The sequence below is a fragment of the Microbulbifer sp. S227A genome, from assembly GCF_049800935.1.
Genome location: NZ_JBNAFZ010000001.1, coordinates 455442 through 470249, shown reverse-complemented (window position 1 = coordinate 470249; position 14808 = coordinate 455442). Strand labels below are relative to the sequence as shown.

The 14808-nt window shown below is 63.7% G+C and carries 15 protein-coding genes; 8 read left to right on the top strand and 7 right to left on the bottom strand.

Annotated features, from left to right (window positions below; genetic code table 11):
• Window positions 1–65: 65 nt before the first annotated feature.
• The 4 genes from ACP15R_RS02265 to secG all read right to left on the bottom strand — a co-directional run bounded on the left by ACP15R_RS02265 (window position 66) and on the right by secG (window position 3885).
• Window positions 66–1010: a nickel/cobalt transporter gene (locus tag ACP15R_RS02265; RefSeq protein ID WP_424984744.1), complete on the bottom strand. Its 945-nt coding sequence runs from the start codon at window positions 1008–1010 to the stop codon at window positions 66–68.
• On the bottom strand, window positions 995–1645 hold the full coding sequence (locus tag ACP15R_RS02260; protein WP_424984743.1) for a DUF1007 family protein: 651 nt from the start codon (window positions 1643–1645) through the stop codon (window positions 995–997). The genes ACP15R_RS02265 and ACP15R_RS02260 overlap by 16 nt, the downstream gene beginning before the upstream one ends.
• Window positions 1646–1702: 57 nt before the next feature.
• Window positions 1703–3346 (bottom strand): CTP synthase, encoded by a 1644-nt coding sequence (locus ACP15R_RS02255; RefSeq protein WP_424984742.1) that lies wholly within the window; start codon window positions 3344–3346, stop codon window positions 1703–1705.
• Window positions 3347–3522: 176 nt separating this feature from the next.
• On the bottom strand, window positions 3523–3885 hold the full coding sequence (gene secG, locus ACP15R_RS02250; RefSeq protein ID WP_424984741.1) for a preprotein translocase subunit SecG: 363 nt from the start codon (window positions 3883–3885) through the stop codon (window positions 3523–3525).
• A 117-nt stretch (window positions 3886–4002) separates the two neighbouring features.
• Between secG and nthA the strand changes: the two genes are divergently transcribed.
• The 7 genes from nthA to ACP15R_RS02215 all read left to right on the top strand — a co-directional run bounded on the left by nthA (window position 4003) and on the right by ACP15R_RS02215 (window position 9651).
• Window positions 4003–4623, top strand: a complete 621-nt coding sequence (nthA, locus tag ACP15R_RS02245) for a nitrile hydratase subunit alpha (protein WP_424984740.1) — start codon at window positions 4003–4005, stop codon at window positions 4621–4623.
• Window positions 4620–5297, top strand: coding sequence for a nitrile hydratase subunit beta (gene nthB, locus ACP15R_RS02240; protein ID WP_424984739.1), 678 nt, complete (start codon window positions 4620–4622; stop codon window positions 5295–5297). Before nthA ends, nthB begins: the two co-directional genes overlap by 4 nt.
• A complete protein-coding gene (locus ACP15R_RS02235) occupies window positions 5294–5611 on the top strand; it encodes a nitrile hydratase accessory protein (RefSeq protein ID WP_424984738.1) in 318 nt (105 codons plus the stop codon). The genes nthB and ACP15R_RS02235 overlap by 4 nt, the downstream gene beginning before the upstream one ends.
• A 91-nt stretch (window positions 5612–5702) precedes the next feature.
• A complete protein-coding gene (locus tag ACP15R_RS02230) occupies window positions 5703–6998 on the top strand; it encodes an adenylosuccinate synthase (protein ID WP_424984737.1) in 1296 nt (431 codons plus the stop codon).
• 1 nt (window position 6999) lies between these two features.
• Window positions 7000–7257, top strand: a complete 258-nt coding sequence (locus tag ACP15R_RS02225; RefSeq protein ID WP_424984736.1) for a DUF2842 domain-containing protein — start codon at window positions 7000–7002, stop codon at window positions 7255–7257.
• A gap of 408 nt (window positions 7258–7665) precedes the next feature.
• Entirely contained in the window at window positions 7666–8103 is a 438-nt protein-coding gene (locus ACP15R_RS02220; protein WP_424984735.1) for a universal stress protein, read from the top strand.
• A gap of 12 nt (window positions 8104–8115) precedes the next feature.
• Window positions 8116–9651 (top strand): alanine/glycine:cation symporter family protein, encoded by a 1536-nt coding sequence (locus tag ACP15R_RS02215; protein ID WP_424984734.1) that lies wholly within the window; start codon window positions 8116–8118, stop codon window positions 9649–9651.
• Window positions 9652–9755: 104 nt separating this feature from the next.
• On the opposite strand, the gene ACP15R_RS02210 is transcribed toward ACP15R_RS02215, so the two are convergent.
• On the bottom strand, window positions 9756–11396 hold the full coding sequence (locus ACP15R_RS02210; protein ID WP_424984733.1) for a hypothetical protein: 1641 nt from the start codon (window positions 11394–11396) through the stop codon (window positions 9756–9758).
• 158 nt (window positions 11397–11554) lie between these two features.
• On the opposite strand from ACP15R_RS02210, the gene ACP15R_RS02205 reads away from it, so the two are divergent.
• Window positions 11555–12268, top strand: a complete 714-nt coding sequence (locus tag ACP15R_RS02205) for a thiamine diphosphokinase (RefSeq protein WP_424984732.1) — start codon at window positions 11555–11557, stop codon at window positions 12266–12268.
• Here the strand turns inward: ACP15R_RS02205 and ACP15R_RS02200 are convergent.
• Both ACP15R_RS02200 and ACP15R_RS02195 read right to left on the bottom strand, forming a co-directional pair.
• Window positions 12195–13130, bottom strand: a complete 936-nt coding sequence (locus ACP15R_RS02200) for a DMT family transporter (RefSeq protein WP_424985243.1) — start codon at window positions 13128–13130, stop codon at window positions 12195–12197. The genes ACP15R_RS02205 and ACP15R_RS02200 overlap by 74 nt on opposite strands.
• A gap of 219 nt (window positions 13131–13349) precedes the next feature.
• Window positions 13350–14723 (bottom strand): L-serine ammonia-lyase, encoded by a 1374-nt coding sequence (locus ACP15R_RS02195; protein ID WP_424984731.1) that lies wholly within the window; start codon window positions 14721–14723, stop codon window positions 13350–13352.
• Window positions 14724–14808 lie beyond the last annotated feature (85 nt).

The window sequence follows — 14808 nt, the reverse complement described above, 5'->3', positions numbered from 1 at the left end:
GGGTTGTTCCGCCGAAACTCGCGCGGATTTCCGTCACATGCAACCGGGGAAACGCCGCCTGCGGATCAGCCCAGCGTGCGCAGCAGCAATCCGCCGGCAATCAGCACGATCAGCAGCCCGGCAAAGATCTCGATCGCCGGCAACAGCCGCGCCGCAAGGCCGCCATTGGCGAGCGAGGCAATCAGCCCGCCGCGCATTCCAACCGCGCCCAGCCCGACCGCCACCGTCACCGCCCCGGTTCCGAGCGCCATCGCAAAGGCCCCGGCGATACCGGCAAACGGGATGCCCATCTGCCAGGTGATCAGCAGGACAAACAGCGCCCCGGTACAGGGCCGGATGGCAATGCCCGCGATCAGGACAAGCGCCTCGGTCAGGGTGCGGGCGCTGGCGACTTCCTCGGGGGTCGGGCCGTGGCGATGGCCGCAGGACCCGCAAACGCCGTCGTGATCATGCCCGTGGTCGTGATGCCCGTGGTCGTGTTCGTGATGGTGGCCATGGCCATGATCATGGGCGGGCTCGGGTTTGCGCGCGTGGCGCAGCCCCCGCAGGATCAGCCAGCCCCCGATCAGCGCGATTGCCGCGTATGAGGCCGGCGCCATGATGTCTTCGGTCAGCCCAACCATCTGCTCGCGTCCAAGGGACAACAGGAACACCCCGGCATAGACCAGCGCCACCGCGGTCACCGCCTGGCCCAGCGAGGCGGCCATGCCAATCGTCGCCAGCCGCAGCGCCGGCACCTTGCGCCCCAAGCCATAGCCGCCGATCAGAACCTTGCCATGTCCGGGGCCGACCGCGTGGAAAAACCCATAGGCGAAACAGGCGACCATCAGCACCAGGAACGACCCTTCGCCCCCGCCGCGCAAGGCGCGCAGGGTGCGGGCGATGCTGTTCTGGAATTCGCGCTGCTCCTGCGCCGCAAGCGTGGCGATCTGGTCAAAACCGCCGCTGAGCCACAGCCACAGCGCATAGGCCAGCGCCAGCAGAACAGGAACGATCAGGAGTCTGGGCATGAAACGCGAATCTCGGTGGCGAACCGGGCGCCGATCAGGGGAATGTCATTCTCTTCGAGATCGGCATCGGCATTGATGGTCAACAGCATCTGCCGCATCTGTTCCAGTTCGCTGTCAATATCGGGCGCGATCTTGTCGAGCGTGCACAGCGACGCCGGCAGGATCCGCACCGGCAAGGACACCTCGTAGGCGGTATAATAGGTCTCGTCATAGGCGTGCAGCGACAGCACGTGGCCCGCCAGATCGGGCTGGTCCGTGACCTTGCGGACATGGGTGGTGGTGATGCGCCCGTCCTGCAAGGTGGCGGTGGCGTCCTGCGGGCCGGAGAGCGCAAGCGGCGCACCGTCCAGCGCGGCAACAAGGTCGCCATTATAGCCCTGCACCCAGTTCATGTCGAAACCGGTCAGCCGCGCCTTGTCCTCGTCGGTCAGGACGCCGTCGAAATCCTGGTCGACCTGCAATTCTTCGGTGATCAGCAGCGAATAATACTCGTCATAGGTCCAGGTGACTTTCACCTGTGTCAACGCCCCCGCATCATCCAGCATGATCTCGAGCCCCGTATCGATGAAGATATGGGGATGCGCCAGCGCGGGCAGGGGCGCGACGCAGAGCAGCAGGGACAGCAGACGTATCATGCGCAGACCCTAAACCCTCGGGAATGTCGCGGCAATCGCATTGCTGTGATCCCTGCCTCAGACCAGCCGCGAGGTTTCCTTGGCCGCGCGCACGAAATCGGCAAAGAGCGGGTGCGGGGCAAAGGGCTTGGATTTGAGCTCGGGATGGAATTGCACCCCGATGAACCACGGATGATCGCGCCATTCGACGATTTCCGGCAGCCGCCCATCCGGGGACATGCCGGAGAACTGCAACCCGACCTCTTCGAGCTTTTCGCGATACTTGATGTCGACCTCGTAGCGGTGGCGGTGGCGTTCCTCGATATGGGTGGTGCCATAGACCTTGGACACGCGCGAGCCTTCCTTGAGGGTCGCGTCATACGCGCCCAACCGCATGGTGCCGCCCTTGTCGTCGCCGACCTTGCGTTCGACCTTGTGGTTGCCCTGCACCCATTCCTTGAGATGGTAGACAACCGGTTCAAAGCGCTTCTTGCCAGCCTCGTGGTCGAATTCCTCGGAACCCGCGGTCTTGAGCCCCGCCACGTTGCGGGCCGCTTCGATTACCGCCATCTGCATCCCGAGACAGATACCCAGATAGGGAACCTCGCGGGTGCGGGCGAACTCGGCGGCCTTGATCTTGCCCTCGGTGCCACGCTCGCCAAAGCCGCCGGGCACCAGAATGGCGTGATAGCCTTCGAGATAGGGGGCCGGATCTTCGGTGTCGAATATCTCGGCATCGACCCATTCGATCCGGACCTTGACGCGATTGGCCATGCCGCCATGGGTCAGGGCCTCGGCGATGGACTTATAGGCGTCCTCAAGCTGGGTATACTTGCCGACGATGGCGATCTTGACCTGGCCTTCGGGGTTGTAGATCCGGTCGGCCACGTCTTCCCACCGGGCGAGGTTGGGCTTGGGCGCGGGGGTGATGGCAAAGGCATCAAGAACTGCCTGATCCAGCCCCTCGCGGTGATAGGCCAGCGGCGCTTCGTAGATCGATTTGAGATCCTGTGCCGCGATCACCGAGTCCGGGCGCACATTGCAGAAAAGGGCCAGCTTTTCGCGCTCCTTGTCGGGGATCGGGCCCTCGGAGCGGCAAACGAGGATATCGGGGGCAAGGCCGATACTGCGCAGCTCCTTGACGCTGTGCTGGGTCGGCTTGGTCTTCAACTCGCCGCTGGCCTTGATATAGGGCAGCAGGGTCAGGTGCATGAAGATACATTGCCCGCGTGGACGGTCCTGGCTGAACTGGCGGATCGCCTCGAAAAACGGCAGGCCCTCGATGTCGCCCACGGTGCCGCCGATTTCACAGAGCATGAAATCGACCTCGTCCTCGCCGATGGAGATGAAATCCTTGATCTCGTTGGTGACATGGGGAATGACCTGGATGGTCTTGCCCAGATAGTCGCCACGGCGCTCTTTCTCGAGCACGGTGGAATAGATGCGCCCCGAACTGACGGAATCGGTCTTGCGGGCGGCGACGCCGGTAAAGCGTTCGTAATGGCCAAGGTCGAGATCGGTTTCCGCGCCGTCATCGGTGACGAACACTTCGCCATGTTCAAACGGGCTCATCGTGCCGGGATCGACGTTCAGATAGGGATCGAGCTTGCGCAACCGGACCGAGAAACCGCGTGCCTGCAACAGCGATCCAAGCGCCGCCGAAGCCAGCCCCTTGCCCAGTGAAGACACAACACCGCCGGTGATAAAGATAAAACGCGCCATGCTCTCGGCTGCTCCCGTGACTGTCGAATTTCTGTTTCGTTTCTGTCTCGCAACGGTTCGAAAAACCGATGCATCACGGGATTTCATCCATACAGGATTCGCCCGTCATGCGCAAGAGAACCGCAAGATGCTGTTACGGTTCTCTCTTTCTCTTCAAGGTATTGTAGTTAGCCGGTTTAGTCGGCCTTTGGCACCAGCGGCGCGTCGCTGCCTTCGCTGGGCGGCAGCAGATCCTGTGCATCCGGCAGCGCGGGAACGGTCTCTTCCGCCGCCGGGGCAGAGCCGCCAAGCCGGTCGATGACCGAGGTGCCCGCCGCCTTTTGCGCCGCCAGAACCGTCAGGGTGATCGACGTACAGATGAACGCGACCGCCAGGATCCATGTCAGCTTGCCAAGCGCGGTTGCCGCCGCACGGCCCGAGATCGCGCCGCCACCGCCGCCACCCATGCCAAGCCCGCCGCCCTCGGACCGCTGCAAGAGCACGACTCCGATCAGGCCAAGGGCCAGTATCAGGTGGACGATGAGAATGACGTTTTCCATGAGGACCTGCGGCATAGGGCGTGTGTATCGGGGGGGTATGTAGGCAAGATTGCCGAGAGGGGCAAGGGACGATCTGGGGGCTGGACAAATCGGGCCGCCGGTCGTCATGCTGGGACCATGCCACATGATCATTCCGACCCGGAACACCCGCATGCCCTGTTGCCGCCCGACCCGGCGCTCAGGGTCAAGGCGCTCGAGACCATCCTGACCCGCAAGGGGCTGGTGGATCCCGCCGCGCTGGATGAAATCATCGACACCTACCAGAACCGCATCGGCCCGAACAATGGCGCCCGGGTCGTTGCCCGCGCCTGGAGCGATCCGGCGTTTCTCGACCGCCTGCGCGAGGACGCGACAGAAGTGATCTCGGAACTCGGGTTCTTTGGCCGGCAGGGCGAACATATCGTCGCCGTCGAGAACACGGCTGAGCTGCACAACATGGTGGTCTGCACCCTGTGCAGCTGTTACCCGTGGCCGCTGCTCGGGATCCCGCCGGGCTGGTACAAATCGGATGCCTATCGGGCCCGCGCGGTGCGCGAGCCGCGCAGGGTGCTGGCGGAATTCGGCGTGACCCTGCCCGAGACGATGGCGGTGCGGGTCTGGGATTCGACGGCCGAGATCAGGTATCTGGTGATCCCGATGCGTCCGCCGGGAACCGAAGGTCTGTCCGAGACCGAACTGGCCGCATTGGTCACCCGCGACAGCATGATCGGCACCGGTCTGGCGAGGGCAACGGCATGAGCCGCGCACATGACATGGGCGGGCGGTTCGGTGATGGTGCCGTGGTGCCGGAACCGCAGGGCATTCCGCAGCTCGGGGCCGAGTGGCAATCACGCGCGCTGGCACTGACGCTGGCCGCCGGCTCGCTGGGGCAATGGAACCTGGATACATCGCGCCATGCGCGCGAGCGATTGTCGCCAAAGGATTATGCCCGGTTTTCCTATTTCGAGAAATGGCTCGCCGCGCTGGCGGATCTGCTGGTCGACACGGGAATTCTGGATCGGGACGATCTGCGGGGCAGGGGGGATGACGGCTTGCATGATCTCGCGGGGCGGGCGCTGACGGCGGCGCGGGTCGCTTCGGTGCTGGCGGCGGGCGGCCCGGCGGATCGGGAGGCCGAAATACGCCCCCGGTTCGAACGCGGGCAGGCGGTCAGGACCGCGCGCCCGGCGGGCAACCGGCACGTCGAGGGCGGGCATACCCGGTTGCCGGCCTATGCGGCGGGCGCGCAGGGGTATATCCTGATGCATCACGGCACGCATGTATTCCCCGACAGCAACGCCCACGGCCTTGGCGAGTGCCCGCAACACCTCTATACGGTGGTGTTTCGCGCGGCGCAGCTCTGGAGCCACCCGGAACATCCCGATGACGAGGTGACGCTTGATCTCTGGGAAAGCTACCTGGAGCCCGCATGAGCGAGCGACCCGAACCGGTGTTTTCCGCGCCCTGGCATGCCCAGGCCTTTGCGCTGACCGTGCATCTCAATGAAACCGGGCATTTTGCATGGGCCGACTGGGCCGAACGGTTCGGCGCGAATCTGGCGCGACATGGGCTTGCGCGCGAGCTGGACGGGGGGGACGACTATTTCGCCGTCTGGCTCGAGACCCTGGAAAACCTGCTGGCAGAGGATGGCAGTGCCGGGCGTGCCGAGGCCGAGCAGATGCGCGCCGACTGGGAACGGGCCTATCTGGCGACACCGCATGGAGCGCCGGTGCGGCTTGGGCGCTGAGCCCGGTGCGCGCGTGTGAATTTGAGGTTTCGCTGACCGCGGACCGCCGTTATACCGGCGCGGGTTTCATAGTCGCATAGAAGGAACGGACATGGCCAATGTCGTTGTGGTCGGCGCCCAGTGGGGTGACGAGGGAAAAGGCAAGATCGTGGATTGGCTCAGCGAACGGGCCGATGTGATCGCCCGGTTTCAGGGTGGCCATAACGCGGGCCACACGCTGGTCATCGATGGCGAGGTTTACAAGCTCAACGCCCTGCCTTCCGGGGTGGTACGCGGTGGCAAGCTGAGCGTGATCGGCAACGGCGTGGTGCTTGATCCGTGGCACCTGCTGAATGAGATCGACTCGATCCGCAAGCAGGGTGTCGCAATCACGCCCGAGACGCTGATGATCGCCGAGAACACGCCGCTGATTCTGCCGATCCACGGCGAGCTGGACCGCGCCCGCGAGGAAGCCGCCAGCAAGGGCACCAAGATCGGCACCACGGGGCGCGGCATCGGCCCGGCCTATGAGGACAAGGTGGGCCGCCGCTCGGTCCGGGTTGCGGACCTGGCGGATGATGCGACGCTTGAGGCACGGGTGGACCGCGCCTTGCAGCACCACGACCCGATGCGCAAGGGGCTGGGGCTTGAGCCGATCGACCGTGACGGGCTGATCGCGCAGCTGAAAGAGATCGCGCCCGCGATCCTGGAATATGCCGCGCCGGTGTGGAAGGTGCTCAATGAAAAGCGCAAGGCGGGCAAGCGCATCCTGTTCGAAGGCGCACAGGGTTCGTTGCTCGATATCGATTTCGGCACCTATCCCTTTGTCACCTCGTCAAACGTGATCGCCGGTCAGGCCGCCACCGGCACCGGCATCGGGCCGGGCTCCATCGATTTTGTTCTGGGCATCGTCAAGGCCTATACCACCCGGGTTGGCGAGGGGCCTTTCCCCACCGAATTGCAGGACGCGGATGGCCAGCGCCTTGGCGAACGCGGGCATGAATTCGGCACCGTGACCGGCCGGCAGCGGCGCTGTGGCTGGTTCGATGCGGTGCTGGTGCGCCAGACCTGTGCGACCAGCGGCGTCAACGGCATTTCGCTGACCAAGCTTGATGTGCTGGACGGGTTCGAAACGCTCAAGATCTGCGTGGGGTACGAACTGGACGGTCAACGGCTCGACTATCTGCCGACCGCCGCCGATCAGCAGGCCCGGTGTGTGCCGGTCTACGAAGAGATGCCCGGCTGGTCCGAGAGCACCGAGGGCGCGCGCAGCTGGGCCGATCTGCCGGCGGCGGCGATCAAATACGTGCGCCGTGTCGAAGAGCTGATCGATTGCCCGGTGGCGCTGCTCTCGACGTCGCCGGAACGCGATGACACCATCCTGGTCACCGACCCCTTTGCCGACTGACATGGGCAAGCCGGCAAAAAAAGGTCTCAGCTACAAGGCGCGCCGCCGGTGGGCGCTGGTGATCCTGCTGGTCGGGCTGCCGATCTACATCATGGTGGCCGTCACCATCATGAACAGCCTGAACCGCCCGCCGATACTGGTCGAGTTCCTGGTCTATATCGTGCTGGGCGTGGTCTGGGCCTTGCCCTTCAAATTCGTCTTTCGCGGTATCGGCCAGGCCGATCCGGACCAGGGCCAGAACGACAACGGCAAATCCTGACGCGCCGGGTGTTTGCGGTAACACCGGAAATCGGGCTGCCCGATGGGCGGCCCGCGCTTGTTTTCAGAACTTGAAAAATTTTTTTCGCCGGGATCGCAAACCCGGTTGACGTTCCCGCATGATTCCCACCCGTGCAGAATAAGCAGTTGATAAAATTGGCGTAAATTTCGGTCTCTTTGACGCGGCGTTGGCTTTGGAATTTGGCAATTGTCATATTTTTGTGCCATTGCACCCAAAATACGCAAGAAACACGTCCCGTTTTTGAAACACGGGCATATAGTCGCAGGTGAAAGACATCAGCTATGACTCGCGTGTTCCGATCAGGGGACGGCCCTGGGTCCAACCGGGGAGAAGTCTTTTCCGTAACCTGGTCACCGTCGCGGATACGCGGACTGGAGGTAATATATAATGACGGCAAAATTGGTAGTTGGCGTTGATGGGCACAGTTCGGGCGAGCGCGCCCTGGACTTTGCCGCACGGCTCGCCAGCAAAATGGACGCGTGCGAATTGCTCGTGGTCTATATCATTGAATGGTCCCCCTATTCGTTCCAGACTCCCGAGGAAAACGAGCAGCGCCACAACCGGCGCGAAAAAGAGATCGCCATCGCCAAAGAGCGGATCGTCGAACCGGCGGTCGCGCAGCTGACCAAGGATGGTCTGAACGCGCGCGGCATCGTGCGGCATGGCAACGTGGCGGATGCGCTCAACGACGTGGCCAGCAAGGAAAAGGCAGAACAGATCATCGTCGCCCGGTCCAGCGAACGCTCGCTTTCGCAACGGATATTTGGCAGCTCGACGGCAAACCTGGTGATGGAAGCCAGCGTCCCGGTCACCGTTGTCGGATAGGAGGAACACCATATGAAACGCGCAGTTACAACAATCCTGTCCGCCGCCACCGCACTTGCCGTGGCCGCCCCGGCGCTGGCCCAGGAAGCCATGTCGCTCGATGAAAAGGTCAATGCCGCCTTTGCCAAGGCAACCGGCCCCTTTGTCAGCCTGATCTTTGCGCCGCTGCCGGGCACCAATTTCCCGTGGATCGTGCTGTGGCTGGTGGTCGCGGCCACCGTGTTCACGCTCTACTTTGCCTTTGTGCAGTTGCGGTTCTTCAGCCACGCGATTGCGCTGGTCAAGGGGGACTATTCCGATCCCAACGACGCCGGCGAGGTCAGTCACTTCCAGGCGCTCGCCACCGCGTTGTCAGGGACCGTCGGTCTCGGCAACATCGCGGGTGTTGCGGTTGCGGTCGGTATCGGCGGGCCGGGTGCGACCTTCTGGATGATCCTGGCGGGTCTGCTGGGGATGGCGTCCAAGTTCACCGAATGTACGCTGGGTGTGAAATACCGGAACGAATATCCCGACGGCACGGTGTCGGGCGGCCCGATGTACTACATGTCCAAGGGCTTTAACGAGCTGGGCCTGCCGGGGGGCAAGATCCTCGCGGTGCTGTTCTCGATCTTCTGTATCCTCGGCGCCTTTGGCGGCGGCAACATGTTCCAGGCCAATCAGGCGCATGCGCAGATTTCGGGTCTTGTCGGCAACTATCCCGGCTGGATCACCGGCGTGGTGTTTGCGGCCATCGTGTTCCTGGTGATCGTCGGCGGCATCAAGTCGATTGCCCGCGTGACCGAAAAGGTCGTGCCCTTCATGGGTCTGCTCTATGTCGGTGCGGCGCTGATCATCCTGCTGGTCAATTATGACAAGATCGGCTGGGCCTTTGGCCAGATCTTTGCCGGTGCCTTTACCGGGCTTGGCGTTGCGGGCGGCATGGTCGGCGCGCTGATCCAGGGCTTCAAGCGGGCGGCGTTCTCGAACGAGGCCGGCGTGGGTTCCGCGGCCATCGCTCACTCGGCGGTGCGGACCAAGGAGCCGATCACCGAGGGTTTCGTGTCGCTTCTGGAACCGCTGATCGATACGGTAATCATCTGCACCATGACTGCCCTTGTGATCACCATTTCCGGCGTTCAGCAGGTTGATCCGGCGACGGGTCTGTTCATCCTGACCGAAGACGGCAGCATGATCGCAACCGAAGGTGGCGTGCAGGGCGTTCAGCTGACCTCGGCCGCCTTTGCCTCCGGGATCAGCTGGTTCCCGGTGGTGCTCTTTGCCTTCTCGACGATGATCTCCTGGTCCTATTACGGCCTCAAGGCCTGGACCTATCTGTTCGGGGAAGGCAAGACGACCGAGCTGATCTTCAAGCTGATCTTCTGCGTCTTCGTGGTCATCGGTGCTGCGGCCAATCTCGGGCCTGTCATCGACTTCTCGGATGCGGCGATCTTTGCGATGGCGGTGGTCAACGTGTTTGCGCTCTACTTCCTGATGAAGATCGTGCGCAAGGAGCTGGCCTCCTACAGCAGCCGTCTGGCCTCGGGCGAAATCCGCAAGTTCGGACACTGACGGCACGTGATGGCGGGCCGCGATCGTGGCCCGCTTCGATCTGAACCAAAGACGGCGGCTCCGAAACCGGGCCGCCGTTTGCTATTGGGCCATGCGGGCTGTGTTCAGCCAGCGGCGCGTTTTACGGGCCGGAAGCCGATCTCGTCAGATACCGAGAAACGCCCCCGGCCGGCTTCCTCGATCTTGCCGGCGCGCAACAGGTTGCCAAATGAGCGCAGGCTCTCTTCGCGATCATAAGCGTCGCCGTCTAGCTGGCGCAGTTTGCTCATCAACTGGGGGCGCGAGAATTGCTTGCGGCCTTCGACAAAGCTCAGATAGGCCGCCGCCGCCTCGAGCAGGTCGGGCAGTTCGGTTGCGCCTTGGTCTCGGGCAAATTCCGCAAAACTCGTATCGCTGTCGTCGGTGTCCCGCGCGTATTCGGGCATTGCCGGATAGACCCGGCGCGGGCGTACCGGTCCACGCTGCGCGGCATCCTCGCTATCGTCGACCCGCAGTCCGGGCACCAGTTTCAGCGGTGCGTCACCGTCGGCATCGCTTGGACGGCGGGGGCGGTCGGGGTCCGGACGGGACGGGTTGACCGCGCTGGCCAGGTCGTCGCGATAGGCGTTGTCGGTATCCTGCACTTCGCCGGATCCGGCGCGTCCGCGTTCCTTGCTGACTGCTGCGGCGGCGCGCAGGTGGCTATAGGTCTCGCGGGCGTTTGACGATTCCGGTTCGTCCATGCGGGCCTCGGCGGTGGCCATCAGCCGGGACAGCTCATCGCCGCCGAGCAAGAGCTTGTTCTTTTGCCCGCGCGGGGTCTCTGGCTGGTCGGGGGCTTCGCGCAGTTCTCCTGCCGCCACCGCGGCATCGAGCGATGCGCGTTTGACCTTGACCACCTGCGGCGGCTCCGGGTCAGGGGTGCCCGCGGAAATCATCTGTTCCGGTTTCAACAGGTAGGGGACCGAATAATCTTCCTCAGCTTCAGCTTCTGGCGGCAAGGCATCGTCCAGAACGCTTTTGACAAAATCGAACCCGTCGGGGTTCGTTGACGAGGTATCGGGCTGCGGCTCGGGCTGGATCGCGGTCTCTGAACCCGTCTTCGCTTGTTCTGCGTCAGGCTCCGGCTGTTGATCGTCGCCGGTCTCCTCGTCCTGCGCGGTTTCGGCGTCGTCCTCGTCCGGGTCCGCATCCGCCGCGTCGTCGCGCAGGGCATCGGCCATATCCTCCGAATAGGACCCGGCAAAGAATTCTTCCACCGTGTCGACATCTTCGGGCTGGTCGTCGTCCTCAAGCTCTGCGGCGTTCTGGGCCACGACCGCACGCAGGCGTTGCAGCTTGGCCGACACGCTTTCGGTGACGGGGGCCTCGGCGCCCTCATCCGCCGCGTCGCCGGGTTCCGAAACCTTGGCCATCACTTCGGCCAGGCTGAGACCGTCGGGATCGGCCTCGATATCCGGGTCCGCCCGCCGTTCTGACAGGCTGTCGGGGTCGGGCACGAATTCGGCGTCTTCGGCCCGGAGCAGGATGCTGCCCCGTTCGCTGGTGCGGATGTCGACCGGGCGCGGTTCGTTGTTCCTGGCAATACGGGCAAGTTTCGCCGTGTCGGGCAGCATTTCGTGTTCCCCGAATCCGGGGTCCGAGGCCGAGAGGGCGCGGAAATACTCGGTGATTTCCTTGAGCGTGCCCACCGAGTCGTCAAACCCTTCGAGCGTGCATGAAAATGCCCCGTAGGATACCGTCAGAACCTTGTTGTTGTTCGCCATGCCATCCATCCTCAGAGACGTGTCGCGCACCCTTACACAATCACGCGGTTTAATTTACCCTGTCGCGGGCGTCAAAACGGGGTCAGACCAGATCCCGATTTCAGTACCTCATTGTGGCCAGAATGTGGTCACCTTCCAAATAAGGGATTAACGGGCATATGAAAGAGGTCATCATCCACAGCGATACCGGTATCACGCTGGTTGGTGGAGGCGAGATCGGTCCGGGGGATATGTCGTTGGCCCTGCGCCTTGCACCTATGCTGGTTGCGGTGGATGGCGGGGCGGGGGCGGCGCTGGCGGGGGGGCATGGCGTGCACGCGGTGATCGGAGATTTCGACAGCCTGACCCCCCGAGATCGCGCGCGGATTCCCGCCGACCGGCTGCACCTGATCGCGGAACAGGACAGCACCGATTTCGAAAAGGCGCTGCGCAGCGTCAGCGCGCCGGTGATTCTCGCGGTGGGGTTCCTGGGGGGGCGGCTCGACCACCAGCTTGCCGCGTTCAACGGGCTGACCCGGTTTCCCGATATGCGCTGTATCCTGATCGGCGCGACCGAGATCGTCTTTCACCTGCCGCCGTCGCTGTCTCTCGGGCTGGCGGCGGGTGACGTGGTGTCGCTGTTTCCGATGGCACCGGTCGCGGGCCGGTCACAGGGGCTGAAATGGCCGATTGATGGGCTGGCCCTTGAGCCGGCCGGGCGGATCGGCACATCGAACCGCGCATTGGGCGAGGTGCGGCTTGAAACTGACGGTCCGGGGCTGCTGGCGATCCTGCCACGCGCTGCGATCGAGTCGGTGATCACTCCGCTGGCAAGGTCTCGTTGTCACGCGCCTGCCGGGCAACCTGACGCGCCACGGCCTGCTCGCGCATGATGACATAGAGTCCCGCCGCAATGGTGACGAGAATGCCGACGCTGGCCAGCGTGTTGGGCAGATCGCGAAAGATCAGCCAGCCAATGGCCGTGGCCACCGGGATTTCCAGATATTGCATCGGGGCAAGCGTGGCGGCGGGCGCATAGCGCAGCGACCAGGTCATCAGCAGATGGGCGGCGGTTCCCAGCAATCCGATCGCCATCAGCAGGCCCCATTCGGTGCCGCTCGGCTGGATCATGGCGAGGCCTGGCCAGCCGGCGGCATGTCCTACCAGCAAGGCAGGCAGCAGCAGGAATGTGGCGATCACACCGCTGACCGCCTGAAGCCCGATCGGGTCGGTCTCCTTGGCCAGTTGCCGCGTCACCAGCATGAAGAACGAGAAATTGATCGCCACCACCAGCGGCCAGAGCGCGGGCCAGCCGATTTCGACAAAGCTCGGCTGGATCACCATCAGCGTCCCGACAAAGCCGACGATGCACCCGATGAACCGGCGGCTGCCGACCTCTTCGCCCAGCACGAACTTGCCCAGCAAGAGCATGATGAACGGCATGACAAAGGCAATCGCCACCGCATCGGCGAGCGGCAGGTATTGCAGGGCGGTGAACATGGCGCCGATGCCGGTGATGTGCAACAGCGTGCGCACCACCGTCAGCACCAGGACCCGCCCCCGCATCCGCCAGAGCCGGCCGGTGAAATAGACAATCGGGATCAGCACCAGCGCCTGTACCGCGAATCGCACGAGGAGCAGCTGGCCCAATGGCACGGATTGGCCAAGCAGCTTGGCCACCGCGTCGCCCATCGGGGCGACGATGCAAAAGCCAAGCATCAAGAGAACGCCCAGAACGGGCCGGTCGGTGGACATGGTCAGCACGCTAGCATCGCGGCGGCAGGATGCAAGGAAACGTTGTGTTTACCAAACGTTACATAACCATGTGGCGAGTAGATCGGGTGTGGTTCATAAGTATCTGTAAGCAAGGTGAAAATCCTCAACGCCACTGGCGCAGGTCGGGTGTTTCGGGGCAGGGCGGCCCGCTGTCCTCATGCCGGGAAAGTGTGTTTCACGGGTTCGGCGAATCGCGGTTCAGCAATTGGGCACGTTGACCGCGAGACCACCCAGCGAGGTTTCCTTGTAGCGTTCGCTCATGTCCTCTCCGGTTTGGCGCATGGTCTCGATACAGGCGTCCAGCGGCACCAGATGGGTGCCGTCGCCCCGCAGGGCGAGGCTGGCGGCTGAAACGGCCTTGATCGCGCCCAGGCCGTTGCGCTCGATACAGGGCACTTGCACCAGCCCGCGCACCGGATCGCAGGTCATGCCCAGGTGATGCTCAAGCGCGATCTCCGCGGCGTTTTCCACCTGCTGCGGGGTGCCGCCCATGACCGCGCACAGGCCGGCGGCGGCCATTGCGGATGCGCTGCCCACCTCGGCCTGGCATCCCGCCTCGGCCCCCGAGATCGAGGCGTTGAACTTGACCAGCCCGCCAATCGCGGCGGCGGTCAGCAGGAAATCCTCGACATGTGCGGTCGACGCGCCGGGGACGTGATCGAGATAATAGCGCAGCACCGCCGGCAACACGCCCGCCGCGCCATTGGTCGGGGCGGTCACAACCTGTCCGCCGGCGGCGTTTTCTTCGTTCACCGCCATCGCATAGACGCTCATCCAGTCATTGATCGTATGCGGTGCGGTCAGGTTCATGCCGCGCTCGGCAAGCAGCGCTTCGTGTATGCCCTTGGCCCGCCGTTTCACCGTCAGGCCGCCGGGCAGGATGCCGTCGGTGGTCAGCCCCCGGTCGATACAGGCATTCATGACCTCCCACAGCCGCGCGCTGCCGCTGCGAAGCCGGTCCGCACCGCCGCGCGAGAGTTCGTTGGCGCGTTTCATCGCGGCGATGGACTTACCCGACTCGCGCGCCATGTCGAGCATCTCGGCGGCGGATTTGAACGGGTAGGGCACCGGAGCGCCGTCATCGGTGGCCTTGCCCGCGGCCAGCTCTTCTTCGGTCATGACAAATCCGCCGCCGATGGAATAATAGGTCTGGCTCAGGGTCACGTCGCCCTGCGCATCGGTGGCCATCAGGATCATGCCGTTGGCATGGCCGGGCAAGGCGCGGTCATAGTCAAAGATCAGATCGGTTGCCGGGTTGAACGCCAGTGTGCCCAGCCCCTCGGGGGTCATGCGGTGGGTGGATTTGATCTCGGCCAGCGCCCTGGCGGCGGCCTCTGCGTCATAGGTTTCGGGGTGAAACCCGGCGAGCCCCAGGATGGTGGCCCGGTCGGTGGCATGGCCGACCCCGGTAAAAGCCAGGCTGCCATGCAGCGACACCCGCAGCCCGGCAAAGCCAAAGGGCGAGGCACGCATCTGGTCAAGGAACCGGGCGGCGGCCACCATCGGTCCCATCGTGTGCGAAGAGGACGGACCGACGCCGATCTTGAACATGTCGAAAACCGAAAGGAACATGATGCATCCCCTGCCTGAGTGCTGTTTGATGCTCTATCTCATGTCCGACCGGGTCGCGACGACAGGAAAACGACGCTTTGCCGGG

Bases quoted from the DNA above. Each gene is read 5' to 3' on its own strand.
- ACP15R_RS02200 (WP_424985243.1), bottom strand. From the start codon at position 13,130: ATGTCCACCGACCGGCCCGTTCTGGGCGTTCTCTTGATGCTTGGCTTT.
- ACP15R_RS02235 (WP_424984738.1), top strand. From the start codon at position 5,294: ATGAGCGAGCGACCCGAACCGGTGTTTTCCGCGCCCTGGCATGCCCAG.
- ACP15R_RS02205 (WP_424984732.1), top strand. From the start codon at position 11,555: ATGAAAGAGGTCATCATCCACAGCGATACCGGTATCACGCTGGTTGGT.
- ACP15R_RS02225 (WP_424984736.1), top strand. From the start codon at position 7,000: ATGGGCAAGCCGGCAAAAAAAGGTCTCAGCTACAAGGCGCGCCGCCGG.
- secG (WP_424984741.1), bottom strand. From the start codon at position 3,885: ATGGAAAACGTCATTCTCATCGTCCACCTGATACTGGCCCTTGGCCTG.
- nthA (WP_424984740.1), top strand. From the start codon at position 4,003: ATGCCACATGATCATTCCGACCCGGAACACCCGCATGCCCTGTTGCCG.
- ACP15R_RS02260 (WP_424984743.1), bottom strand. From the start codon at position 1,645: ATGATACGTCTGCTGTCCCTGCTGCTCTGCGTCGCGCCCCTGCCCGCG.
- nthB (WP_424984739.1), top strand. From the start codon at position 4,620: ATGAGCCGCGCACATGACATGGGCGGGCGGTTCGGTGATGGTGCCGTG.
- ACP15R_RS02210 (WP_424984733.1), bottom strand. From the start codon at position 11,396: ATGGCGAACAACAACAAGGTTCTGACGGTATCCTACGGGGCATTTTCA.
- ACP15R_RS02215 (WP_424984734.1), top strand. From the start codon at position 8,116: ATGAAACGCGCAGTTACAACAATCCTGTCCGCCGCCACCGCACTTGCC.
- ACP15R_RS02265 (WP_424984744.1), bottom strand. From the start codon at position 1,010: ATGCCCAGACTCCTGATCGTTCCTGTTCTGCTGGCGCTGGCCTATGCG.
- ACP15R_RS02230 (WP_424984737.1), top strand. From the start codon at position 5,703: ATGGCCAATGTCGTTGTGGTCGGCGCCCAGTGGGGTGACGAGGGAAAA.
- ACP15R_RS02255 (WP_424984742.1), bottom strand. From the start codon at position 3,346: ATGGCGCGTTTTATCTTTATCACCGGCGGTGTTGTGTCTTCACTGGGC.
- ACP15R_RS02220 (WP_424984735.1), top strand. From the start codon at position 7,666: ATGACGGCAAAATTGGTAGTTGGCGTTGATGGGCACAGTTCGGGCGAG.
- ACP15R_RS02195 (WP_424984731.1), bottom strand. From the start codon at position 14,723: ATGTTCCTTTCGGTTTTCGACATGTTCAAGATCGGCGTCGGTCCGTCC.